Origin of the sequence: Streptomyces lonarensis (assembly GCF_012033735.1) — a bacterium.
In the GTDB taxonomy this organism is placed as follows: domain Bacteria; phylum Actinomycetota; class Actinomycetes; order Streptomycetales; family Streptomycetaceae; genus Streptomyces; species Streptomyces lonarensis.
In genome coordinates this window covers 1-23,392 of sequence record NZ_JAAVJD010000069.1, presented here as the reverse complement: position 1 = coordinate 23,392, position 23,392 = coordinate 1, and the positions used below count along the sequence as shown (strand labels likewise).

Sequence of the window (23,392 nt, the reverse complement as noted above, 5' to 3'; positions counted from 1 at the left end):
CCGCTCGCGCCGGCTGCCGCCGCCTCGGGCGCCGAGCCCGAGCCGCCCGCCACCTCCGGCACCGTCCCCGAGCCGCCGCCGGCGGGGACGGTACGGGGCGTGGCGGGCTCGTCCCCGGCTTCCTGCGGCTGCTGCCCGGGCCCGATCACCACCGGGCCCGCTCCGCTGCCGTGCCTCCCGCGGCCCGGTGCCGAGCCCGAACCGTCGGGCCCGCACGGCGCGGGGGCCCGGCGCAGCGCCGCCTCCTCCGCCAGCTCCGGCGGCAGCCAGCCCGCGCGCGGGAGTGGGTCGTCCTCGCCCGAGAGCACCCGGCATGCCTCAATGACCTGCGCGGGAACGGGGCGGTTGGCCGGGTCCTTCTCCAGGCAGGCCTCGACGACGTCCCGCAAGCCGTCGGGGCAGGCCGAGAGATCCGGGCGGTCGTGGACGATCCGGTAGAGCAGCGCGTCGGTGTCGCCCGCGCCGAAGGCACCGCGACCGGCGGCGGCGAACGCGGTCAGCAGACCGAGGGCGAACACGTCGGCCTGCGCGGTGATCTCGCCGCCCATCACCTGTTCGGGCGCCATGAACCCCGGGGTGCCGATGCGGCGCGGCGAGCCGCTGAACATCGTGGTCGCGTCCGAGGCGCGCGCGATGCCGAAGTCGATGACCTGCGGACCGTCGGCGGCGAGCAGCACGTTCGACGGCTTGAGGTCCCGGTGGACGACCCCGGCGCCGTGCACCGAGCGCAGCGCGTCGGCGACCGCCGCGGTCAACCGCACCACCGCCTGCTGGGGCACGGGGCCGTGGAACGCGACCGCCTCCCCCAGGGACGGCCCCTGGACGTAGGCGGTGGCCAGCCAGGGGACGGGCCCGTCGGTGTCGTGGTCGAGGACGGGGACGACGTAACGTCCCCCGACGCGGCTCGCGGCCCGGACCTCACGTTCGAACTGCCGGTGGAAGTCGGGGGACTCCGCCAGCTCCGCCCGCACGATCTTCAGTGCCGTCGGCCGACCGTCGGGCATGTGGGAGAGGTACACGGTTCCCATGCCGCCGCTGCCGAGCCGGGCCACGATGCGGAAGCCGGCCAGCGCGTCCGGGTCCTCGGGCCGCAGCGGCCGCATCCCGGTCCGGTTGCGTTCGCGAGCCGGGCGTGCCCGGTCGTGTTCAGCCATCCGCCCTCCCGGACTCCCACGCCGTCCTCCGGCGCGCCACCCGTGGTCCCAGGGGCAGGGTAGTGGCTCCCCCGTTCGACGCGCGACGCGCCAGGACAGCCCGGGACAGCCTGGGACGGCACCGTCCGAGCCCGCAGGAGCCGCTCCCGCCGGGCGCCGCTCCCACGGGCGTACCTCACCGGAGGCTGGGTGCCGGGGGCGCACAAAGCGGTTGCCGCTCCGGGCGTTGCCGCCCCAACGGGACCCGCTCCCAGCGGGACCCGTTGCCAGCGGGACCCGCTCCGACCGGCCGGCGGTCCGACCGGCCGGCATCCGCGACTGTCGGCGGTGACGCGAGTGCCGGCGGTGACGCGACTGCCGGTGGTGCCGCGTCGGGCGGCGGACCGCGGCACCCCGGTCTAGCGTGGTGGGCATGGACGACGGCGGGGACGTCGAGGCAGCGGCCGGTTCGGGCGACGGGCCGGCGGCGGAACCTGTCGCTCACGCGGATGGGCGTCCGACGGGCATGACCTGGGCCGCCGTCAGCGCCCGCCGTCTCGCGAGGCACCGGTTGGACGCTCCGGCCACCGTCGGGGGCGACCCGGTCACGCGTCGCATTGCCGACGTGGTGGCGGGGACCTGCGGGGCGCACGCCCAGGTGATGTCCGCGGCGGAGGTGTCCGTCGCGATGCGGGTGGCCGGCGCGGTGCGCGGCGATGTCCGGAACGCGCTGTGGCGGGACCGGACGCTGGTGAGGGCCCACGGGCCGCGCGGCACGGTGCATCTCATGGCCTCCCGCGAGCTGCCCGCCTGGGTCGGGGCGCTGGGCGGCCTCGACGCCGACCGCGGCGTCGCCGTCGGCGAGCCGTACCTAGACCCGGACCAGGTGGCGGCGCTCGCCGAGGCGTGCCCCGGTGTTCTCGCGTACCGCGATCTGACCGCGACGGAGCTGACGCAGGCACTGGCCGACACCGTCGGCGGGTGGGCGGCGGAGCCGGTGGTGGACGCGTTCCGCGACCACCTGCCGCGGTGGCGCTGGGCGCAGCCGACGCTCGGCCACCGGGGGGCGTTGTGCTTCGGGCCGAACCGCGGCCGGGAGGTCACCTTCACCAGCCCCGCGCGGTTGCTGCCCGGGTTCGTGCCCATGGACGGCCCCCCGGCGCTGCGGCGGCTCGCGCTTCGCTACCTCCACGGCTACGGACCGGCCACACCCGCGGAGTTCGCCCGCTGGCTCGGTGCGCCGCGCGACCGCTGCGAGGAGGTGTTCCGGGAGCTGGGTGACAGCGTCGAGCGGGTCACGGTGGCCGGCGCCGGGCCCGCCTTCCAGATCGCCGGGGACCCCACGCACCACGAACTGCCGCGCGGCGTGCGGCTGCTCCCCTACTTCGACGTGTTCGGGGTGGGCTGCCATCCGCGGTCGCTGCTCTTCGCCGGGGGCGCCGCGCGGCGGGCGCTCGCCCGGGGGCAGGCCGGCAATTATCCACTGCTGCTGGTGGACGGCCAGGTGGCGGGGGTGTGGCACCAGGCCCTGCGCGGGCGGCGACTGCGTGTCACGGTGGAGCCGCTGGTCCGCCTCTCCGAGGCGGAGTCGGACGAACTCGCCTTCCAGGTGCAGCGGTTGGCGGGAATTCAGGGGGCGGAGGAGGCCGAGGTCGAGACGGGCCGCGTCACGGTCGGCCCGCACGCCTGATGCGGCCGGTGGGCGCCGGTGCGGACCGCCGCCCGCCGTCCGGCGCGAAGATTCTTCACGCCGGACGTGAAATGCGGGTGCGCCCCGCGCGTCGGCGGCGGCACCATGAACCATGCTCACCGACTTCTGGCCCCTGTTCGGCCTTCGCATCAACACTCCACGCCTCGAACTGCGGCTGGCCTCGGACGATGAGCTGGCGGATCTGGCACAGGTCGCCGCCGACGGCGTCCACGAGGCGGACCGCATGCCGTTCCTGACGCCGTGGACCGACGGGTCGCCCGCCGAGCGGGCCCGGTCGGTGCTCCAGTTCCAGTGGCGGCAGCGCGCCGTGTGGCGGCCGGACGACTGGAGCCTGCCGTTCACCGTCTTCCACGAGGGCCGGCCGCTGGGTGTGCAGGAGATCTCCGGGCGGGACTTCGCCGTGCGGCGGGAGGTGCTCTCCGGCTCCTGGCTCGGTCTGCGCCACCAGGGGCGGGGCTTCGGCACCGAGATGCGTGCCGCCGCGCTGGAGCTGGCCTTCGTGGGGCTGGAGGCCGAGGAGTGCGTCTCGGCCGCGTTCGAGGACTCCCACGCCTCGCTGGAGGTGTCGCGGCGTCTCGGTTACCGCGAGGACGGGGTGGCGCGGCAGACGCGCCGCGGCCACGTCGTGGTCGAGCACCGGCTGCGGCTCAGCCGGGAGCAGTGGGCGGCCCACCGGCGCACCGCCACCAGCGTCACCGGGCTCGAACCGTGCCTCCCGATGTTCGGGCTGGGGACACCGGAGCGCTGAGCCGCTCAGCCGCCGAGCCGCCGAGCCGCCGAGCCGCCGGGGCGCCGGGCGGACCGGGCGGCGGCTCGGCCGGTTCCACCGCCACCCGCCCCGGACCGGCCGTACCGGTCCACCCGCCCCGGCCACCCGCCCCCGCCGCTCAGAGGGCGGCGAGTTCGTCCGCGAGGTCGTCGAGACCGAGGGAACCGAGCGAGAGCGCCTTCATGTGCCAGGTCTTGAGGTCGAACGCGTCGCCGCGGGCCGCTCGGGCGGCGTCGCGGCCGGCGAGCCAGGCCCGCTCGCCCAGCTTGTAGCTGATGGCCTGGCCGGGAACGCCCAGGTAGCGGGTGATCTCGGACTCGGCGTAGGCGGGCTCCATCCCGGTGTGGGCGAGCATGAACTCGGTGGCCAGCGCCGGGGTCCAGATCTCCCCGTCGTGGAAGCCGGCGCCCGCGGGGATGCGCAGCCGCAGGTGCATGCCGATGTCGATGATGACGCGCGCCGCGCGCAGCGTCTGCTCCGAGAGGTAGCCGAGGCGGTGGGCGGGGTCGGTCAGCAGCCCCAGTTCGTCGGCGAGCCGCTCGGCGTACAGCGCCCAGCCCTCGACGCAGGCGCTGACCTGTCCGACCGTCACCTGGAAGGTGGAGAGGGTGTCGGCGACGTGCCGCCACTGGGCGAGCTGGAGGTGGTGGCCGGGGACACCCTCGTGGTACCAGGTGGTGACGAGGTCCCAGGTGGGGAACCGGGTCTCGCCCATGGTGGGGAGCCAGGTCCGTCCGGGGCGTGAGAAGTCGTGCGACGGCGGCGTGTAGTGGGCGGCCGCGGCTCCGCCGGGCGGGGCGATCATGGACTCGACCTGCTTGACGCGGTCGGCGAGGTCGAAGTGGGTGCCGTCGAGCTCCGAGATGGCGCGGTCCATGAACTCCTGGAGCCAGACGCGGATGTTCTCCTCCCCCTCGACGGCCTCACCGTGCTGCTTGAGGTGGTCCATCGCCTCGCGCGGGGTGGACCCGGGCCGGATCTGCGGTGCGAGCGCGGACAGTTCGGCGTAGAGGCGGTGGAACTCCTCCCAGCCGTAGGCGTACGCCTCGGCGAGGTCGAGGTCGGAGCCGTTGAAGTAGCGGGCACCGACCAGGTAGGCGTCGGCGCCGACTCCGTCGGGCCGGTCCTGGACCGCCGGCAGGTACGTGTCGGTGAGGTAGCCGCCCAACGCGCGCATGGCGTCGGCGGCACGGCCGGCGGCGGCGCCCACCTCGGCGTGCAGCGCGGGCGGCGCCACGTCGGCGAGGCCGCGGAACCAGGCGTCGCTGTCGCGGATCTGCGCGATCACCGTCTCGACCTGGCGTGGTGCGGCCCCGGTCCCCTGTCCTGCCGCGGCGGCGAGTGAGGCCCGGTAGCCCGTCAGGGACTCCTCGATGCGGCCGAGCCGCTTCCCGAGGACAGCCCAGTCGTCCGGGGTGGCGCGGGGGGCGAGGATCAGCATGGTGCGCAGCTTCTGCACCGGGGAGAACAGGTTGTTCAGCTCGCTGTGCATCGGTGCGGTCCGGAAGGTGTCGATGCGTTCGCGCAGCAGCCGGGCGGCGCGCTGCTCCTCCGCGGGGAGCGGGGGCGCGCCGTCGGCGGTCGCGGCGTCGAGCTCCACGCGGAGGCCGGTCAGGTCGTCGACCAGTTGGTCGTGCCGTTCGGGGGAGTAGTCGGGAACGTCGGAGCTGCCGGGGCGCAGGCCGAGGACCTCCGCGGCGGTGGGGTCGTAGTCGAGGACGGTGCGGGTGAGGTCCTCGCTGATCTCGCGCGGGGTGCGGGGACCGGAAGTGCTGGTCATCGGGGGTCCTCTCCGTCGGTACGGCGATCCGGGCCCGTGGTGCCGCCGGCGGCGACCGGTCCGGAGGGGTGGGCGAAGCGTGCGGGCGGGGTGGCGAGCAGCGTGGCCGGGCGGTGCGGGGCCACGCCGCCGGGCGCCGGCGGAACGGCCGGCGCCCGGGTCCGGTCCGGGCGGGGCGGGGCGGCCGGTCGGACCGGCCGGCCGGCGCCCGGGTACCGGTGGTGAACGGCGTCGGGCGGTGAGCGAACGGTGCCGGCTGGCCGCCGGGAGATCAGAGGGCGGCGAGTTCGTCCGCGAGGTCGTCCAGGCCGAGGGAGCCGAGCGAGAGCGCCTTCATGTGCCAGGTCTTGAGGTCGAACGCGTCGCCGCGGGCCGCTCGGGCGGCGTCGCGGCCCGCGAGCCAACCGCGCTCGCCCAGCTTGTAGCTGATGGCCTGGCCGGGGATGCCGAGGTAGCGCACGATCTCGGAGACGTTGAACGACTCGGGCATGCCGCTGTGCCCGATCAGGAACTCCTGCGCGAGGGCGGGGGTCCAGACCTCGCCGTCGTGGAAGCCGGCGCCCGCGGGGATGCGGAGCTTGCAGTGCATGCCGATGTCGATGATCACCCGGATCGCCCGCAGCATCTGGTTCTCCAGGTAGCCGAGGCGGTGCGCGGGGTCGGTCAGCAGCCCCAGCTCGTCGGCGAGTCGCTCGGCGTAGAGCGCCCACCCCTCCGTGGAGGCGCTGACCTGGCCGAGGGAGATCTGGAAGGTGGAAAGGGTGTCGGCCACGTGCCGCCACTGGGCGAGCTGCAGGTGATGGCCGGGAACGCCCTCGTGGTACCAGATCGACACCAGCGGCCACACCGGGAACCGGGTCTCGCCCATGGTGGGCAGCCAGGTCCGTCCCGGGCGCGAGAAGTCCAGGGAGGGCGCGGTGTAGTGCGGCGCCGCGGCGCCGCCGGGCGGGGCGATCATGGACTCGACCTGCTTGACGCGGTCGGCGAGGTCGAAGTGGGTGCCGTCGAGCTCCGAGATGGCGCGGTCCATGAACTCCTGGAGCCAGACGCGGATGTTCTCCTCGCCCTCGACGGCCTCACCGTGGGCGTTCAGGTGGTCCATCGCGGCGTGGGGGGAGGCGCCCGGGAGGATGGCGTCCGCCACGGCCGTCATCTCGGCGTAGAGGCGGTGGTACTCCTCCCAGCCGTAGGCGTAGGCGTCCTCGGGGTCGAGGGTGAGCCCGGTCCAGCGGCGGGCGCCGCGCAGGTAGCGCGCCCGGCCGACGGCGTCCTCGGTCCCGGCCGAGGCGGGGAGGTAGGAGTCGGCGAGGTAGGCCCGCAGGTCGGCCATGGCCTCGGAGGCCGTCGCGGTGGCGCTCTCCAGCTCGCCGCGGAGCTGCTCCGGCGCCGGGGCGACCAGCCGCCGGTACCAGTCGCCGACGACCTCGGGGGCGAGCTGTTCGATGACCACCTCGGCATGGCGGGGGGCGGCGGTGAGCCCCTGTGCCCGCCCGGCGTCGAGCCCCGCGCGGTAGTCGCGGAGGGCCTGGGGGACGCGCTGCAGCCGCCGGGCGACGACCTGCCAGTCCTCGTCGGTGTTCTTGGGCATGGTCAGCAGGATCGAGCGCAACCGCTGCACGGGTGACATCAGGTTGTTGAGCTCGCGCAGGTTGTCACCGGCTTCGTGCTCGGCGAGCGACGCCTCCAGCCGCTCCCGCAGCAGCTTGGCGGTGCGCCGCTCGGCGGCGGGGAGGGCGGCCGGGTCGCCCGCCGTGTCGAGGGCGGCGAGCGTGGCGCGGGAGGCGTCCGCCACGGCCTGCCGGCCCTCCGGGGAGTAGTCGGGCAGGAGATCGCTGCCGGGACGGGTCCCCAGCATCTCGGCGGTCATCGGGTCGAGGTCGGTGACGGTCTCGACGTGCTGGTCGGCTATCTGGCGAGGGGTGACGCCGGGCGCGGTGTGGGACATCCCGACATCCTGTCCGAAGGCACCGTCCCTGTGAAGGAGAATCAACCGTCCGCGACGGTGCGGTAGCGGGCGGTCGGCGGTCGGCGGTCGGCGGTCGGCGGTCGGCGGTCGGGCCGAGGCGCGGGGCGCCGGGTGCGCGGCCCCGCCGTGCTCCCGCCGCCCGGGCCGTTCCGCCGTCGCCTGCGGGGCCGGGTGAGGCACTCGACGGGCCGGTGCCGGACTCCCGCGCTACGTTTCTTCGAGAGCCGGATACCGGAGCGGTCCGGTGGGCGACGGGCCCGCCGGCCCGTTCGGGCGCGAGCAGGGAGACCGCTGATGCGCATGATCTTCGTCAACCTACCGGTGCGGGACGTGACCAGGTCGCGGGAGTTCTTCGGGGCGCTGGGGTTCGACTTCAACGAGGAGTACTCCAGCGAGGACGTCCTCTGCGTGCGGGTGGACGAGAACATCCACGTGATGCTGCTGGAGGAGGAGCCTTTCAAGGGGTTCATCAACGGCGAGATCGCGGACCCCGGGACGACGGAGGTGCTGACGTGCATCACCGCCGACAGCCCCGACGAGGTGGACTCGCTGGTCACCCGGGCGCTCGCGGCGGGAGGGCGGCCCTGGAAGCCCACGTTCAGTGAGGGGCCGATGTACGGCGGCAGCTTCCAGGACCCCGACGGGCACGTGTGGGAGCTGATGGCGCTGCTCCCCCAGGCGGACGAGCCGGCCGGCGCCTGACGTCCGCACGCCGTACCCGCACGGCGTCCTGTCCCCACCGGTGCCGGTGGGGACAGGACGCCGGGGCCGGCGCTCAGCCGACGCTGGTGATGAGGGAGAAGCTCGCGCCGAACGGGTCGAGGCAGGTGGCGACCTTGCCGACGCCCTCCATGTCGGCGGGGCCCATCTGCAGGGTGCCGCCGGCCGCGGTGACCTGGGCGGCGTCCCGGTCGCAGTCGGTGGTCTCGAAGACCGGGCTCCAGTAGGCGTGGCCGCCGGGGAGGTCCCCGGCGCTCATGACCATCATGCCGCCGTGGCCGTCCTTCTCCGGGTTGCCGCCGGCGACGGTGAGGATGTGGTACCGCTCCGGGCCGTCCCCGGGAAGGGGCATGTCGGTGATCTGCCAGCCGAACAGCCGCTGGTAGAAGCTCTGCGCGGTCGCGCCGTCGGTGGTGTAGAGCTCGACCCAGGTGAGCGCGCCGGGGGCGTCGACCCGGATGTCGTCGTCCGTCGCGGCGCCGGGCGCGGCCTGCCAGACCGCGAACTGCCCGCCCGTCGGGTCGGTGTACTGGGCCATGTGCCCCTGGCCCATCATGTCCATCGGTTCGACGCGGACGGTGCCGCCGCTGCTGCGGACGGTCTCGGTCGCCTCCTGGATGTCCGGCACGTTGTAGTAGACGATCCAGCCGGACTTCGCGCCCTCGTCGGTGAGCGGGCCGACGCCCGCGACGGTCTCCCCGCCGGTCTTCCAGATCCCGTACCCGCCGGCGTCCGGACCGGCCGACATGAACTCCCAACCCAGCACGGCGCCGTAGAAGTTCGACGACGCGGCGGTGTCGGGCGACCCGATGTCGAGCCAGCAGGGCGCGCCTGGTTTCTCGATGTTGATCATGAGGTCCCTCCAGAATGTCGAGCACCCGTTCTCTCCAGGATGGCACCGGGCCCGGGGCGCCGCGCGGCGAGGCGCGACCGGCGGGAACGGGAGCCGCGGGCCCGTCGGGCAGCGGTCTGACGGGCCGTGAGGAGCGTTGGTGGGCAGCGCAGTCGGGACAGGTGACGGCGGGATGCGGCGGTCCGGACTCAGGAGGTGGCCGGGCGCGCGGCGCGGCCCTCTCCGGTCTGCGCGGCGGCGGCCTTCCGCGCCTTGTTCGCCTTGTGCGCGGCCTTCTCGGCGGACGTCTCCTCGTCCAGCCGTCGCGACAGCTCCTCCCGCGCCTCCACCACGGAGGCGGAACGCCCGCCGCGGCGTGCCACCGCTTCCAGCGCCAGTCGGTGGGCTACCTGCCGGGCGTCGTCCGCCGCGGTCTCGACGTCCGGGACGACCCCGACGCCCTCCCAGTTGGTTCCGGAGACGGGGTTGACCGCCCGCGCGTAGGGGACGGAGGCCTCCAGGTGGGCGTGGAGCGGGAAAGTGGTCTGCGGGTGGGCGCCACCCCCGCTGCGCGCGCCGACGACGGTGCCGCGCCCCAGCTGCTGCAAGGTGTAGGCCAGTTCCTCGGCGCCGGAGAAGGTCGCCGGGCCGATCAGCAGGAACAGCGGGCGGGTGGCGCCGTAGGGGCGGCCGAGGACGGCGGGCAGGGTCCAGAACTGCACGGACCGGCCCTCGTCGCGATGCCGGAGGGTGTTGAGGTGGGTGTGCTCGTCGAGCAGGTAGCTGCAGATCAGCGCGACGGTGTGGGGGTCGCCGCCGCGGCAGCGCCGCAGGTCCAGCAGCAGGGCCTCGCTCCGTGCGACGAGGGTGAAGGCCGCACCGACGGCCTCGGCCGCGTCGCGTGCCGGTAGCAGCGTGTGCCCCAGCTCCATCAGCGCCGCGCCGCCGACGAGCCGTGCCACGGCGGGAACCCCGCCCATGGTCAGCTCGGCCGCCTTGTCGGCGTCCGTCCGCGTCGACTTCCCCTTCTGCGTGGGGATGCGGTCCGGCCGGTGGCGCAATCGCAGGTGGTGGTCGCCGTTGACCGACCGGAGGTCGGCGGTGACCAGCTCGGCGAGGACCCGCGCGTCGCCCACCTGGTGGTATGCGCCGGAGGCGAGCCGCTCCCGCAGCAGCGCCGCCAGCCGGGTACCCGTCGCGGGGAAGACGTAGTGCTCCTCCACCTTGGCAGCGCAGCGTTCGACGATTCTCGACAGCTCGCCGGGCTGCAGGTCGGTGGGCACGGGGACCTCCGGGTGACAGGCGCGTCCGGCGTGCCGGAGGCCCGGACACCGCTGAGCGGGAGGAGTAGAGCATGCAATTGCATGAGCGTCAAGAAAGCTGGACGCTTGGCGCATGCCCCCGACGCCCCTGACGCCCCCGCCGCCCCGGCCGCCCCACGTGGTGCGGCAGCCCGACGCAGCCGCAGTCTCAGCTTCCGCCCCGCCCGATGTCCCGGCCGCCGACCGGTCGCACGGCGATGGGCCGCTCCGCCGAGCCCGGCGGCCCGTCCGGGGTGCGCCGGGTCCGGACGGGGCAGCGGACGTGCCGTCGGCGGTACGGCACCGCGCCCTCTCCCACCCGACTCGGCACGAACTCCTGGCGCGCGTCAGCCGGGAGCCGGCCACCATCAGCGCACTCGCCGCCGTGCTCGACCTCGGCAAGGGGACCGTCGCCCACCACCTGGCGGTGCTGCGCTCCGCCGGCATGGTGGCGGTCACCGAGAAGCGACATGTCCGCGGTGGCACCGAGCACCGGTACGCGGCCGTGACCCCGCAGCCCGAGTGCGGTGCCGGCACCGATCCCGGTCCCGGCACCGGTCCCGGCCACGGCCCGTGCCCCGACCACTGCGCCTCGGCCGCACCGGCCCCCGACTCGCGCCGCGCGCCGGGGAAGGCGCGCCCGAGCGCGGGCGACGTGCGGTCCGGAGCCGGGACCGGAGCCGGGACCGGAGCCGGGACCGGAGCCGGAGCCGGGGCCGGAGCCGGGCAGGGCGGCGGCCACGCAGCGGGAACGGGGCCCGCCGCGGAGCCGCTGCTGGTCCTCGGCGGCCTGACGCTCACCGACGGGGAGGCCGCCGCGCTGCGGCGACGCCTCGCCCGGCTGGTGGGGGAGGCGGCCGCAGGGGCGGCTGCGCCGGGCACGGCCGCGGCGGACCGGTCGGTCTGGACGGTGGCGGTCGAACTCCGTCCCGTCCCCGCCGGTCACTGAGGGGCCGGCGGTCAGGAGCCCGGTTCGGCGTGCACGGCGATTGTCAGAGCTGTCGCGTCTAATGGACGGGTGACGACCCTCTCGGACCCTCCTCTCGGAAGGAAGCAGGCGGCCTCGCTGCTGAGCGCCGAGGTCGACCGCAGCATGACGAGCCACGGCGGGCTCCTGCTGGTCACCGGTGAGGCGGGCATCGGGAAGACGACGCTGGTCACCGGCGCGGTGCGGGAGGCACGGAGCCGCGGTGCGCTCGTGCTGGCCGGTTCCTGCTGGGACTCCGCCCACGCGCCCGGCCACTGGCCGTGGGTGCAGGTGGTGCGGGGCCTGCGGCGGGCGCTGCCGGAGGAGGAGTACCGCAGCGCCGTGCCGCACGGCGGCGGGATCGCGGCGCTGCTCGGCGAGGCCGGAGCCGGCCGCGCCTCGGACGACGACGCGTTCGCCGTCTACGACGCGGTGACCACGGCGCTGGTCGGCGCCGCCCAGGCCCGCCCGGTGCTGGTGCTGCTGGAGGACCTCCACTGGGCGGACGAGGCCTCGCTGCGGCTGCTGGAGTTCGTGGCGCACCACACCTGGTTCGAGCGGCTGCTCGTGGTGGGCACCTACCGCGACGTCGAGGTGGAGTTCCCGGCCGGGGGCTCCGCGGGCGGCCCGGGCGGTGCGCCCGCCTCCCGGCCGCCGTCCCGCTCCCCGGATCTCGTCGCCCCGCACGACGCGGCGGGCACCGCCGACCGGCGGGAGGCGCCGCCCGTCCCGGGGCCGACGACCGGGCCGCCCACCTCCGAGCCGGGTGCCGGGGCGCCGGCCGGCCGGGCGGTCGCGCCGGCTGTCCGCGCCCTGCTGCCGACGCTCCAGTCCCGGGCGACGACGATCACGCTCACCGGTCTGGACCGCGACGACGTCGGGACGCTGCTGGCCCGTGCCGCGGGCCGCGAGCCGTCCGCGGCTCTTGTGACCCGGGTGCACCAGCGCACCGGCGGCAACCCGTTCTTCGTCGAGCAGGCCGCGCGGCTGTGGGCCTCCGGGGGGCCCGCCCTGGCGATGACCCCGGGCGTCAGCGACGTGCTGGCCCGACGCATATCGCTGCTGCCCCCGCCGGTGCGGCGGCTGCTGGAGGCGGCCGCGGTCCTCGGTCGTGAGTTCTCCCGCCCGGTGCTGGCCTCGGTGGTCGCGGCGCCGTCCGCGCTGGTCGACGCCCTGCTGGACCAGGCCGTCACGGGGCGGCTGGTGACGGCCGGCGGTGCCGGGCGGTTCTGCTTCGCGCACGACCTGTTCCGCGAGGCGCTCTACGACGGGCTGCCGGCGGAGGACGCGCGCCGGCACCACGCGGCGGTGGTGCGGGCCGTCCGGGTGCCCGGCGACGACGGGGTGCCGGCGCTCGACCCGGCCGACCTGGCGCGCCACGCCTACCTGGCCGGGTCCGAGCTGTCACCGGGCACGGCGGTGGAGCTGCTGACCGCGGCGGCGGAGAACGCCATGAGCCGGGTCGCGGGGGACGAGGCGACCCGGCATCTGCGGCGCGCGTACGAGGTCGCGGTCGCCGCGCCGCCCACCGAGGTCGCGCCGGGCCGGACGGTGACGGTGGCGCTCGACCTCATCGGCCAGCTGGGACACCTGGCGGAGCGGGAGGAGGTGACGACGCTCTACCGGGAGACCGCCGCGCTGGTCCGCACGGTGGGCGAACCGGAGCTGCTGGCGCGGGTGGCGCTGGCGCTGCACGCCGACTCCTCCTCCCTCCCCGAGCTCGCCGAGGCGGGGGAGGCCCTGCTGCGCGAGGCGCACCGCCGGCTGGTGGTGCAGCCGTCGAGCGGCGAGCCGGCCGCCGACGCGACGCCCGCGCCCGCCCCCGGCACGCAGCCGCCTTCCTCCGGTCGGTCGTCCGAACTCACCGTGCTGGCAGATGAGTTGACGCTCCGCACCATGGCGCTGGCCCGCAGCGGCGGCGACGACGCCGCGCTGGAGTTCCTGCTGTGGGCGCGGCACGAGGCGATCTGGGGGCTGGGGTCGGCGGCGGAGCGCGAGCGGCTCATGGAGGAGCTGCTGGGCGTCCTCTCCCGCACCGGCAACCGCGGCATGCACCTGGTGGTCCGGTCGCTGCGGTGGGTGGCGCAGCTGGAACAGGGCAACGCCGCCTACCGCGCCCACTACCTCTCCTACCTGGCGGCGGTGGACGGCGCGGGCATCCCGCACCTGCGGCCCGCGGTGGCGGTGGACCGGTCGATCATCGGCGCGATGCGCGGCGAGTTCGCCGAGGCGGAGCGCCAGCTGGCCCGGGCCACGGCGCTCCACGACGGCCAGGCCGACTGGCACTTCATGACCACCTTCATGGCGGTCCACCACCGGACGGTGCTGGAGATGCTCCAGGGCCGGACACCCAGCGGGGAGGAGCTGCGGGCGCGGCTGACGGAGAGCGGCTACCCGTACCCCGACGTCCTGCTCGGCATCGCCGCGTTCGAGCGCGGTGACGTCGAGGAGGGACTGCTCCACACCGCCGCCGCGCGCGGCCGCTCGGGCGGGTTCCCGCGCGATCTCGGACCGCTGTGGCTGCGGCTGCGCGCCCAGGCCGCAGCGGCCTCCGGCGACCGCGAGCTGGGCGAGGAGGTGCGCCGGGAGCTGACCCCGCACCCGGATGCCTGGCTGGTGTCGTACTGCGGCTGCGACGTCAGCGGCCCGGCACCGCTCTGGCTGGGCATGGTCGAGGCGGGTGAGGGGCGCTGGGACGAGGCGGTCGCCGCGCTCACCGAGGCGGTGGCGGCCGCCGACCGCCTGGAGGCGCGGCCCTGGGCGGTGCTGGCGCGGGCACGGTTGGCCGCGGCGCTGGAGCAGCGTGGCGGCAGCGCCGGGCCGCGCGTCGGGAAGCGGCGGGCAGCGGGGTCCGGCAGGGGCGACGACGACCGGGAGCGGGCCGCGCTGCTGCGGGAGGCGGCCCAGCGGGAGGCGGCGGAGCTGGGCATGTCCGTCGCCTTCGACCGCCCCGGGTTGCGGCCGGGGGCAGCGGCCGTTCCGGGCCACCGGCCCCCGGCGGCCTCCGCCGTGCCGGCGGACGGCACCGCTGCCCGGCCCGCCGGGAGTGACGGGCCTGCCGGGAGCGACGGGCCTGCCGGGAGCGACGAGGCCGCCGCTCGCGCCACGGACAGCCCGCGGGCCCGTCACCCGGAGCGGGAGTTCCGCCACGACGGAGCGGTCTGGCAGCTGACGTTCGGCGGGCGGACGGTGCACCTTCCCGACGCCAAGGGGCTGCGCGACCTGCACCTGCTGCTGGCCCACCCCGGCGAGGCCGTCCCGGCCGTCCGGCTGCTGTCGCCGGAGGGCGGCGCGGCGGTCGTGGCGGCCCACGCCATGGGCGGGGACGACGTCCTCGACGAGCAGGCGCGCGCCGCCTACAAGCGCCGGCTCGGCACTCTCGACGACGAGATCGACCGGGCGGCGCTCCTCGGGGACGACGACCGGGCGGCGGAGCTGGACCGCGAACGCGAAGCACTCCTGGCGGAGTTGCGTGCGGCAGCCGGGCTCGCCGGCCGGTCGCGCCGCCTGGGGGACAACGCCGAGCGTGCCCGCAAGACGGTGACGGCCCGCATCCGGGACACCCTGCGCCGGCTCGACGTGCGCCACCCCGAACTCGCGAGCCATCTACGGGCGACGGTCTCCACCGGCGCCCGCTGCTGCTACCAGCCGCCGGACGCCACCCGCTGGCAGCTCTGAGAGAGCGCGTGTGAGACCCCGCGTCGGACCGGCTCGCGGTCGCGCCCCGGCGCCCGCCCTCGCGGAGTGGCGGGGGCGGGCGCCGGGGCGCGGGTGAGAAGGCCGGGCGGGCGGGGCGGTCACCGCCCGCCCGGGAGAGCGGGGCCGCTCACTTGCGGTTGTAGAGCCGCATCGTCAGCGTCCCGAAGACGGCCATGATCAGGCCGCCCGCAACGAGCGTCCAGGTGATCTCGCCGGTGTTGACGTGGCCGGCCATGAGGTCGCGGACCGCCGCCACCAGGTGCGCGATCGGGTTGACCTCGACGAACCCCTGCAACCAGCCGGGCATCGTCTCGGGCTCGACCAGGATGTTGCTGAGGAACGTCATCGGGAACAGCACCATCATGGAGACGCCCATGACGGACTTCTCCGAGCGGAGCAGCAGCCCGAACATCGTCCAGATCCACGAGAACGCGAAGCAGAAGACGACCAGCAGTCCGACGCCCGCGAGCACGCCGACGACGCCGCCCTCGGGCCGGAACCCGAGGATGAGGCCGACGGTCAGGATCACCGCCGAGGCGACGGTGTAGCGGAACGCGTCACCGAGCAGGTAGCCGACCATCGGCGACGGCCGCCAGACCGCCAGTGTCCGGAAGCGGTCGAAGACGCCCTTCTCGATGTCGTTGTTGACCGAGACGCCGGTGTACATCGTCGTCATGACGACGCTCATGACCATGATCCCCGGCAGCAGGTACTGCAGGTACTCGGTCGTCGAGCCCGCCAGCGCACCTCCGAAGAGGAAGGTGAACATCAGGGTCATGATGATCGGGAAGACCGTGACGTCGGCGAGCTGCTCCGGCACGTGCTTGATCTTCAGCATCGCCCGCCAGCCGAAGGTGGCGGAGGCGGAGACGGGGCCGGGGCGCGGCGGCCGTTCCCGGTTGACGAGGAGTTCCGTCAGGGAGTCGGCGACGGGGCGGTCCGCGACCTCGGTGCCCGCGGCCCCCGCGCCGGTCGGCCCGGGCCCGCCCGGCGTCGCGCCGTTGGCGTCACCGGTTCCTGCGCCGCCGGCTCCGCTGGTCACGCCGGTGCTGGTGGTGGTCATGCCGAGGTCCTTTCGGTGGTGTCGGCGCCGCGAGCGGTACCGCTGTCGTGGGCGCCGCCGGCCGGGGAGCCGGTGGCCGTCGGGGTGCCGGTGCCGTCGGCGGGGCCGCTGTTGCCGCGGGACTCCGCCGGATGCCCGGTGATGGCGAGGAACACCTCGTCGAGGCTGGGGCGGCCGAGCGAGAAGTCGTCGACGACGATCCCGGCCCGGGCCAGCTCCCCGAGCGCCGCCGCCGCGCGCTCGGCGGCGACCCGGTCGTCGCCCGTGGTGGAGAGCCGCGCGGTCAGCGCCACCGGGTCGGCGTCGAGCTGCACCTCGGTGGCGAGCGCGGTGGTCAGCACCTGGCGGGCGGCCTCCCGCCGGCCGGGGTCGCGCAGCCGCACGTGGACGGCGCCGGCGCCGACGGACGACTTCAGCTCACCGGGGGTGCCCTCCGCGATGACCCTGCCGTGGTCGATGACGGCGATCCGGCCCGCGAGCTGGTCGGCCTCCTCCAGGTACTGCGTGGTGAGCAGCACGGTCGTGCCGGTGGCGACGATCGTCCGGATGATCTCCCACACCTGGCTGCGGCTGCGCGGGTCCAGGCCGGTGGTGGGCTCGTCGAGGAAGAGCAGGTCGGGGATGTTGAGGAGGCTCGCGGCGATGTCGACGCGTCGCCGCATGCCGCCGGAGTACTTCTTGACCTGGCGGCCCGCGGCGTCCTCCAGCCCGAACGCGGCCAGCAGCTCGTCGCCGCGCTCCCGGGCGGCCCGCCGGTCGTAGCCGAGGAGACGGCCGAGCAGGGTCAGGTTCTCGCTGCCGGTGAGGTCCTCGTCGAGCGAGGCGTACTGCCCCGTCATGCTGACCCGGCGGCGGACCTTCTCCGGCTCGCGCAGCACGTCGTGGCCGAAGACGCGGGCCGTGCCGCCGTCCGGCCGGAGCAGGGTGGCGAGCATCTTCACCGTGGTGGTCTTGCCGGCGCCGTTCGGGCCGAGCACACCGTAGACGGCACCGCCCGGCACCGACAGGTCGACGCCGTCCACGGCGCGGTTGTCGCCGAACGTCTTCACCAGCCCGCTGGTCTCGATCACTGGTGAGTGGTGGTCGGTCATCTCTTTCCTTCGTCCGTGGTGTGTATCCGTCGTGCGTTCCGCTGCGGAGGGCGTGGGGCGCGTGGCGCGCGGCGAGGCGCGCCACCGGGCGTCAGCCGGCGTAGGGGCGGGCCGCGCGTCCCTCGCGGAGGGTGAGCCCCCACCAGCTGAGGTGGTCCAGCACCTGGTGGGCGACGCGGCGCCGGTCGTCGGCGGACCCGTCGCCGGGGGCGTCGGGCGGGCCGTCGAGGAGGTCGAGATGGAGGCCGTCCCGCAGGGTGACGGCGTGCAGCTCGGTGAAGACGGGGCGCAGCTGCTCGACGGCGTAGCGGCCGGCCCACCGGTAGCCGTAGGAGACGAAGGCGACGGGTTTCGCCCGCCACTCGTCGAAACCGTAGTCGATGGCCTGCTTCAGCGGCGCGGGGAAACTGCGGTTGTACTCGGGGGTGACGACGACGAAGCCGTCGGCCCGCGCCAGCCGCCGGGTGAACGCGGTGACCGCGCTGTCCGGGGTGTCGGTGCGGCGCGCGGGGAACTCCCACTCCGCGAGGTCGAGGAGGTCGATCACGTGGTCGTCGCGGTCGGCGGCGAGGGCGGCGAACCAGCGGCCGATGGTGTCCCCGGCGCGGGTCTCGCGGGTGCTGCCGACGATGACGGCGGTGCGCAGCGGCGCCGCGGTCGGGTCCTCGCTCATCCCGTCCTCCTTCGGTCTCACCCCTGAGGCGCGAGATCGCGTCTCGCTGTCGCGAGATCGGGCCTAGCGGGCGGCCGAGCCGGCCGCGCGAAGCGTCCCCGGCGGTCGGCGGGCCGGTCGGCGGGCCGGTCGGCAGGGACGCGAAAAGCTGTTGCCGCGTCCGCCCGCGCTCCGTAGGGTCCGGCGCATGTGCTGCTTCATGCTCGCCGTCGCACGGCCCCGCCGCTCCTAGCGGCGCCCGCCCCTCACCTGCAGGGCGCCCCGCCCCGGACCCCGGCCGCTTCCCGCGGCCGACGCGGTCGCCGGGGCCGGCGCTCGTACCTGTGACGATCGCACCGCCGCTCCCCGCGCGACCAGCGCCGGGCGGCCCGTCGTGCTGCCCGGCTCCCACCAGCCCCGGAGCCCGGCACCGTGCCTTCTTCCTCGTTTCCCCCCGCCCACCGCGACCACGGCGGGGACCCCGCCGCCGACCACGACCCCCAGCAGCCGCGGAACCGGCGTGGCCGCCGCCGGGCTTACACGGACGGACGCCACGAGCTGGGGCAGAACTTCCTCGTCGACCGCGGCGTGATCGCCCGGACCCTGCGACTCGTCGCGGCCACCAGCGGCCCGCTGGTGGAGATCGGACCGGGCGACGGTGCGCTGACGCTGCCGCTGCAGCGGCTCGGCCGCGCCGTGACCGCCGTCGAACTCGACGGCGCCCGGGCGCGCGCGCTGCGCCGGCGCACCGGACCGCTGGTGACGGTGGTGGAGGGGGACTTCCTGCGCCACCCGCTGCCCGCCTCACCGTTCGTGCTGGTCGGCAACGTGCCCTTCGACCGGACGACCGCGCTGCTGCGGCGGGCGCTGCACGCCGATCACTGGACCGACGCGGTGCTGCTGGTGCAGTGGGAGGTGGCCCGGCGGCGTGCCGGGGTCGGCGGGGCCACGATGATGACGGCGCAGTGGTGGCCCTGGTACGAGTTCGGCCTCGCCGCGCGGGTCCCGGCGGACGCGTTCCGGCCGCGGCCGGGGGTCGACGGCGGTCTGCTGACGGTGGCGCGGCGGGCGGAACCGCTGGTGGCGGCGTCCGAGCGGGCGCGCTACCAGGGGCTGGTGCACGCCGTCTTCACCGGGCGGGGGAAGGGGCTGCGGCAGATCGTGCGGGGCGCCTGCCCCGCCCTGTCGGCGCGGGATGTGGCGGAGTGGGCGCGGCGCCACCGGGTCACCGACCGCACGCTGCCCCGCGTCCTGGACGCCGCGGCCTGGGCCGACCTGCATCGCACGGTGGCCTCCCGGACGGCCGCAGCGCCGTCCGGAACGGCCGGTCGCGGGGGCGGTGGCGGTGGCGCCGCTCCGCGTCGCGGTCGCCGACCGCGGCGCTGATGGCTCCCGGCGCGGCAACCGGGTGTCGTCCCGGTGGTGACCGCGGCTGACCCGCCGTCCGGTCGCCGTCCGGTCGCCGGCCGAGCCGCGTCGGCCGCTCCCGTCCCTCCCCGGGGCCCGCCGGTCGTGGCCGTTCGCCGCCCCGGCTAGTCCCACCCCGCTTGCGGACCACCACCTCAGCCGTCGGTGCGGTCCGCCTCGGGCCCGTCCGGCTGTGCGGGGCCGCCGTGCTCGGCACGGCGGCGGCCGCCGCCGTCGTGCCCGTCTCCGGCCGTCCGCGACCTGCGGTCGGTGGCGGGCCGGATGACGCGGATCTTGGACTGCCCGTGCGGCAGTTCCTCCCAGTCGGTCATGAAGGCGGCCTCCAGACCGTGCGAGGCGGCCAGCGCCGTCAGCGTCTCGGTGCGGTAGTAGAAGTCCTCCCGCAGCACCTGGTGCTCCCGGCCCTCGGTCCGGTCGAAGGTGAAGTCGAACCAGCCGCCGGGCCGCAGCACCCGCCCGACGTGCGCGAGGCACTCGTCGATCACCTCGGGCGGCGAGTGGGAGAAGACGCTGTGGGCGTGCACCACGTCGAAGTGGTCGGCGGGCAGGAAGTCGAAGGTGAGGTCGTCGGTCAGCGTGAGGTGGGGCAGCTTCGCCTGGAGGCCGCGCTCGACCAGCGTCCGCTTGGCGTGGACCAGGATGTCGGGGGAGATGTCGATGCCGTAGTAGTGCCCGCTGTCGAGGTGGTCGATGAAGCGCCACCCCGCCCGGAGGTTGCCGCAGCCGATCTCCAGCATGCGGTGGTCGGGCCGCAGGCCGTGGCCGATCAGGTAGTCGAACTGCATCGCGCCGAGGGCGAGCCAGCGTTCGTCGTTCCTGCTGCCGACGGCGGCACGGGGGTCGCGGGCGGCGTCGGAGGCCATCACGGCACGGTAGTAGGCGACGTGGTCGCGGTGGCGCGCCCGCAGCCAGAGGTCGCGGGCGGTCCGGCGGACGTGGGGCGCGATGCGCCCGGGGTGGCGTGCGGCGTACCGCAGCTTGTGCCCGAGCTCGGCGCGGTTGCGCGTGTGGTCGGCGTGAGGCGACATCGGCGTCTCCCTCCGGGATAGGCCGAACGTACCGCCGGGCGCACCCCCGCTCAACCGGGGTGTGCCGTTCGGTGGGCCGCCCCCGCCCACCGCCCCGGCGCGCGGCCTCCGGGCCGCGCCGTCAAGCCCGGGCCGCGCCGCCCGGGCCGGTCAGCCGTGCCCGTGGCCGGGGGCGTCGCCCTCGGAGCCGTCGTCGGGGGCGCTGCCGCCGGGGCCGTCCTCGGGGTCCGTGCCGCTCCCGCCGCCTGGGGTCGTCTCGCCGACGGGCGGCGGCGCGGCGGGCTCGGTGAGGTTGCCGACGGTGAAGGCGGTGCCGAAGACGAGCGCGAGGGCGGCGGCGAAGGCCGCCATGCGCAGCGCGGCGCTCTCGCCGCCGTCGCCCGCGAACCGCTCGCGGAGTCCTCGCCCGGTTCGCCCGGTTCGCTCGGTTCGCCCGGTGGTCACGATGGCCTCCCTGGTGGGTGGGGGGGGTGTGCGCGGCCGACTCCGTCGCAGGCGCCCGGCGGCCTGTCGCCGCTGCGCCCACCATACCCCCGTAGGGTATGTGTTGAACCGGGCGGGGACGCGGCCCCTCCCGGTTGCATCGTGTACCCGCTGGGGGTATACCGGAGACAGTGATACCCCCACTGGGTATCCGGCAGTCGCAGTGAGGGAGACGGACGATGACGACGGGCACCGGGACGGCCACCGAGGTCGAACTGTCCATCGGCGGGATGACGTGCGCCGCCTGCGCCGTCCGTATCGAGAAGAAGCTCAACCGGATGGACGGGGTCACGGCGACGGTCAACTACGCCACCGAGAAGGCGCGCGCGACCGTCCCCGAGGGCACCGCCGTCGAGGCGCTCGTCGCCACCGTCGAGGCGGCCGGCTACACCGCCGTGCCGCCGGCCCCGCCGCCCCGCCCGGCGGCCGACGGCGACCCCGCGGCACACGGGGCCCACGGCGGCCACAGCGCCGCACCACCCGGCCCGGACTCCGTGGCGCTGCTGCGGCATCGGATGCTCGTCACCTGGGCGCTGGCCCTCCCCGTGATCGTCCTCGCCATGGTGCCCGCCTGGCAGTTCGAGTACTGGCAGTGGCTCTCGCTGACCCTGGCCGCGCCGGCCGTGGTCTGGGGCGGCTGGCAGTTCCACCGCGCGGCCTGGACCAACGCACGCCACGGCACCGCGACGATGGACACCCTGATCTCCGTCGGCACCGCGGCCGCCACTCTCTGGTCGGTCTGGGCGCTGTTCCTCGGGACCGCCGGGCAACCCGGCATGACGCACGGCTTCGAACTGACCATCGCCCGCACCGACGCAGCCGGCAACATCTACCTCGAAGTCGCCGCGGGCGTCATCGCGTTCATCCTCACCGGCCGGTACGTCGAGGCCCGCACCAAGCGGAAGGCGGGCGCCGCGCTGCGGGCACTGCTGGAGCTGGGCGCACGTGACGCCGTCGTGCTGCGCGACGGACGCGAGGTGCGCATTCCGGTCGAACAGCTCACGACCGGCGACCACTTCGTCGTCCGGCCGGGCGAGACCGTCGCCACCGACGGGCGGGTGCTGCGCGGTGAGTCGGCGGTGGACGCGTCGATGCTCACGGGCGAGTCGGTCCCCGTCGAGGTCGCCCCCGGCGACACCGTCACCGGCGCGACCGTCAACACCTCCGGGCGCCTGGTGGTCGAGGCGACACGGGTGGGCGCCGACACCCAACTGGCGCGCATGGCGAAGCTGGTGGAGGACGCCCAGTCGGGCAAGGCGGCCGTCCAGCGGCTCGCGGACCGGGTGTCGGCCGTCTTCGTCCCGTCGGTGATCGGCGTCGCCGTCGCCGCGTTCGGCTTCTGGCTCGGCAACGGCGCGGGCGTTGCCGCCGCGTTCAGCGCGGCGGTCGCCGTGCTGATCATCGCCTGCCCCTGCGCCCTCGGCCTCGCCACCCCGACCGCCCTGATGGTCGGCACCGGCCGCGGCGCCCAACTGGGCATCCTCATCAAGGGTCCGGAGGTGCTGGAGAACACCCGCCGGGTGGACACCGTCGTGCTGGACAAGACCGGGACCGTCACCACCGGCCGCATGACCCTGGTCGCCGTCCGCACCGCGAGCGGTGGCGGGCAGGCGGAGCGGGAGGCGCTGCGGCTGGCCGGCGCGCTGGAGCACGCCTCCGAGCACCCGATCGCCCGCGCCGTCGCCACCGGCGCCGAGGAGCGCCTCGGCGAACCGCTGCCCGAGGTCGGCTCCTTCAGCAACCTCGCCGGACTCGGCGTGCGGGGCGACGTCGAGGGCCGCACCGTCACGGTGGGTCGGGCGCGGCTCTTCGCCGAGTCGGAGCTGGAGGTCCCGGAGCTGTTGGCCCGGCTGGTCGACGAGGCGCAGGGCCGCGGGTCCACCGCGGTGCTGGTCGGCTGGGAGGGTCGGGCCCGCGCCGTCCTGGAGGTCGCCGACGCCGTCAAGGAGACCAGCGCGGAGGCGATCCGGCGGCTGCGCGCCCTCGGGCTGACGCCGGTGCTGCTCACCGGCGACAACCGGGCCGTCGCCGAGGCGGTGGCGGCCGAGGTCGGCATCGACGAGGTCGTCGCGGAGGTCATGCCGGAGGACAAGGTCGCGGTGATCCGCCGCCTCCAGGAGGAGGGGCGCACCGTCGCCATGGTCGGCGACGGCGTCAACGACGCGGCGGCGCTCGCCACCGCGGACCTCGGCCTGGCCATGGGAACCGGCACCGACGCCGCCATGGAGGCCGGCGACCTCACGCTGGTCCGGGGCGACCTGCGGGCCGCCGCCGACGCCATCCGGTTGTCGCGGCAGACCCTCTTCACCATCAAGACCAACCTGGTCTGGGCGTTCGGCTACAACACCGCCGCCATTCCGGTGGCGGCCGCCGGGCTGCTCAACCCGATGCTGGCCGGCGCGGCGATGGCGTTCTCCTCGGTGTCGGTCGTGCTCAACAGCCTCCGGCTGCGGGCGTTCCGCGCGGCCGGGGAGGGGACCACCGGCTCCCGGCGTCCCGCCGGTCCGCCGCGCGCGGCACCGACGGCCGACCCGGGCGGCGCGGCCGGCGGTGCCGACTCCGCCACCGACGACGAGGCGTGGGACCTCACCCGCGAACACAGCGGCGCGCCCCGGCGCTGACCGGCGCCGCCCGTCACGGGAGAGCGCCGGCGAGCGCTGACGGGCGCTCACCCGATCGGCACTGATCAGCACCGACCGGCACTGACCGGCACTGACCGGCACTGACCGGCACCGACCGTCACCGGCCGGCACCGGGCGCGGGGCCGGC

Annotated in this window: 17 protein-coding genes; 7 read left to right on the top strand and 10 right to left on the bottom strand. The window is 75.6% G+C overall.

Translation table 11 applies throughout. From position 1 onward, the window contains the following. Positions 1-1,154 (bottom strand): serine/threonine-protein kinase (locus tag HCN56_RS11470; protein WP_245246461.1); only part of this gene is annotated, 1,154 nt, incomplete at its 3' end. 412 nt (positions 1,155-1,566) lie between these two features. Between HCN56_RS11470 and HCN56_RS11465 the strand changes: the two genes are divergently transcribed. Both HCN56_RS11465 and HCN56_RS11460 read left to right on the top strand, forming a co-directional pair. Continuing rightward, positions 1,567-2,823, top strand: a complete 1,257-nt coding sequence (locus HCN56_RS11465; RefSeq protein ID WP_245246460.1) for a winged helix DNA-binding domain-containing protein — start codon at positions 1,567-1,569, stop codon at positions 2,821-2,823. Positions 2,824-2,935: 112 nt separating this feature from the next. After that, positions 2,936-3,592, top strand: coding sequence for a GNAT family N-acetyltransferase (locus HCN56_RS11460; RefSeq protein ID WP_167970002.1), 657 nt, complete (start codon positions 2,936-2,938; stop codon positions 3,590-3,592). Positions 3,593-3,731: 139 nt separating this feature from the next. Here HCN56_RS11460 and HCN56_RS11455 read toward each other — a convergent pair whose 3' ends face one another. Further along, positions 3,732-5,393, bottom strand: a complete 1,662-nt coding sequence (locus HCN56_RS11455; protein ID WP_167970000.1) for a DUF885 domain-containing protein — start codon at positions 5,391-5,393, stop codon at positions 3,732-3,734. Between the two features lie 271 nt (positions 5,394-5,664). Next, entirely contained in the window at positions 5,665-7,338 is a 1,674-nt protein-coding gene (locus tag HCN56_RS11450; RefSeq protein WP_167969998.1) for a DUF885 domain-containing protein, read from the bottom strand. 315 nt (positions 7,339-7,653) lie between these two features. Between HCN56_RS11450 and HCN56_RS11445 the strand changes: the two genes are divergently transcribed. Further along, on the top strand, positions 7,654-8,061 hold the full coding sequence (locus tag HCN56_RS11445) for a VOC family protein (RefSeq protein ID WP_167969996.1): 408 nt from the start codon (positions 7,654-7,656) through the stop codon (positions 8,059-8,061). Between the two features lie 73 nt (positions 8,062-8,134). On the opposite strand, the gene HCN56_RS11440 is transcribed toward HCN56_RS11445, so the two are convergent. Beyond that, positions 8,135-8,932 (bottom strand): VOC family protein, encoded by a 798-nt coding sequence (locus HCN56_RS11440; RefSeq protein WP_167969994.1) that lies wholly within the window; start codon positions 8,930-8,932, stop codon positions 8,135-8,137. Positions 8,933-9,120: 188 nt separating this feature from the next. Next, positions 9,121-10,194, bottom strand: a complete 1,074-nt coding sequence (locus HCN56_RS11435) for a S41 family peptidase (protein WP_312871186.1) — start codon at positions 10,192-10,194, stop codon at positions 9,121-9,123. 301 nt (positions 10,195-10,495) lie between these two features. Between HCN56_RS11435 and HCN56_RS26365 the strand changes: the two genes are divergently transcribed. Together HCN56_RS26365 and HCN56_RS11425 are read left to right on the top strand one after the other, a co-directional pair. Then, complete coding sequence (locus tag HCN56_RS26365; RefSeq protein ID WP_312871185.1) at positions 10,496-11,161, top strand: ArsR/SmtB family transcription factor; 666 nt, start codon at positions 10,496-10,498, stop codon at positions 11,159-11,161. 144 nt (positions 11,162-11,305) lie between these two features. Further along, positions 11,306-14,857, top strand: a complete 3,552-nt coding sequence (locus tag HCN56_RS11425; protein ID WP_376770863.1) for an ATP-binding protein — start codon at positions 11,306-11,308, stop codon at positions 14,855-14,857. 148 nt (positions 14,858-15,005) lie between these two features. Here HCN56_RS11425 and HCN56_RS11420 read toward each other — a convergent pair whose 3' ends face one another. The 3 genes from HCN56_RS11420 to HCN56_RS11410 form a co-directional block, all read right to left on the bottom strand. Beyond that, a complete protein-coding gene (locus HCN56_RS11420) occupies positions 15,006-15,941 on the bottom strand; it encodes an ABC transporter permease (protein ID WP_167969988.1) in 936 nt (311 codons plus the stop codon). Continuing rightward, positions 15,938-17,032: an ATP-binding cassette domain-containing protein gene (locus HCN56_RS11415; RefSeq protein WP_167969986.1), complete on the bottom strand. Its 1,095-nt coding sequence runs from the start codon at positions 17,030-17,032 to the stop codon at positions 15,938-15,940. The genes HCN56_RS11420 and HCN56_RS11415 overlap by 4 nt, the downstream gene beginning before the upstream one ends. 91 nt (positions 17,033-17,123) lie before the next feature. Beyond that, positions 17,124-17,705 carry an NADPH-dependent FMN reductase gene (locus HCN56_RS11410; RefSeq protein ID WP_167969984.1) on the bottom strand — a complete coding sequence of 194 codons (582 nt, stop codon included), beginning with the start codon at positions 17,703-17,705 and terminating at the stop codon, positions 17,124-17,126. Between the two features lie 537 nt (positions 17,706-18,242). Here HCN56_RS11410 and erm point away from each other — a divergent pair. Next, complete coding sequence (gene erm, locus HCN56_RS11405; RefSeq protein WP_209312611.1) at positions 18,243-19,070, top strand: 23S ribosomal RNA methyltransferase Erm; 828 nt, start codon at positions 18,243-18,245, stop codon at positions 19,068-19,070. Positions 19,071-19,246: 176 nt separating this feature from the next. On the opposite strand, the gene HCN56_RS11400 is transcribed toward erm, so the two are convergent. Both HCN56_RS11400 and HCN56_RS11395 read right to left on the bottom strand, forming a co-directional pair. Further along, a complete protein-coding gene (locus tag HCN56_RS11400) occupies positions 19,247-20,140 on the bottom strand; it encodes a class I SAM-dependent methyltransferase (RefSeq protein ID WP_167969980.1) in 894 nt (297 codons plus the stop codon). A 150-nt stretch (positions 20,141-20,290) separates the two neighbouring features. Further along, entirely contained in the window at positions 20,291-20,584 is a 294-nt protein-coding gene (locus tag HCN56_RS11395; RefSeq protein ID WP_167969978.1) for a hypothetical protein, read from the bottom strand. 218 nt (positions 20,585-20,802) lie between these two features. Between HCN56_RS11395 and HCN56_RS11390 the strand changes: the two genes are divergently transcribed. Then, on the top strand, positions 20,803-23,244 hold the full coding sequence (locus HCN56_RS11390; RefSeq protein WP_167969976.1) for a heavy metal translocating P-type ATPase: 2,442 nt from the start codon (positions 20,803-20,805) through the stop codon (positions 23,242-23,244). Positions 23,245-23,392 lie beyond the last annotated feature (148 nt).

Excerpts from the sequence above, each read along its gene's own strand:
- HCN56_RS11465 (WP_245246460.1), top strand. The coding sequence starts at position 1,567 with ATGGACGACGGCGGGGACGTCGAGGCAGCGGCCGGTTCGGGCGACGGG.
- HCN56_RS11460 (WP_167970002.1), top strand. The coding sequence starts at position 2,936 with ATGCTCACCGACTTCTGGCCCCTGTTCGGCCTTCGCATCAACACTCCA.
- HCN56_RS11455 (WP_167970000.1), bottom strand. The coding sequence starts at position 5,393 with ATGACCAGCACTTCCGGTCCCCGCACCCCGCGCGAGATCAGCGAGGAC.
- HCN56_RS11450 (WP_167969998.1), bottom strand. The coding sequence starts at position 7,338 with ATGTCCCACACCGCGCCCGGCGTCACCCCTCGCCAGATAGCCGACCAG.
- HCN56_RS11445 (WP_167969996.1), top strand. The coding sequence starts at position 7,654 with ATGCGCATGATCTTCGTCAACCTACCGGTGCGGGACGTGACCAGGTCG.
- HCN56_RS11440 (WP_167969994.1), bottom strand. The coding sequence starts at position 8,932 with ATGATCAACATCGAGAAACCAGGCGCGCCCTGCTGGCTCGACATCGGG.
- HCN56_RS11425 (WP_376770863.1), top strand. The coding sequence starts at position 11,306 with ATGACGAGCCACGGCGGGCTCCTGCTGGTCACCGGTGAGGCGGGCATC.
- HCN56_RS11420 (WP_167969988.1), bottom strand. The coding sequence starts at position 15,941 with ATGACCACCACCAGCACCGGCGTGACCAGCGGAGCCGGCGGCGCAGGA.
- HCN56_RS11415 (WP_167969986.1), bottom strand. The coding sequence starts at position 17,032 with ATGACCGACCACCACTCACCAGTGATCGAGACCAGCGGGCTGGTGAAG.
- HCN56_RS11410 (WP_167969984.1), bottom strand. The coding sequence starts at position 17,705 with ATGAGCGAGGACCCGACCGCGGCGCCGCTGCGCACCGCCGTCATCGTC.
- HCN56_RS11400 (WP_167969980.1), bottom strand. The coding sequence starts at position 20,140 with ATGTCGCCTCACGCCGACCACACGCGCAACCGCGCCGAGCTCGGGCAC.
- HCN56_RS11390 (WP_167969976.1), top strand. The coding sequence starts at position 20,803 with ATGACGACGGGCACCGGGACGGCCACCGAGGTCGAACTGTCCATCGGC.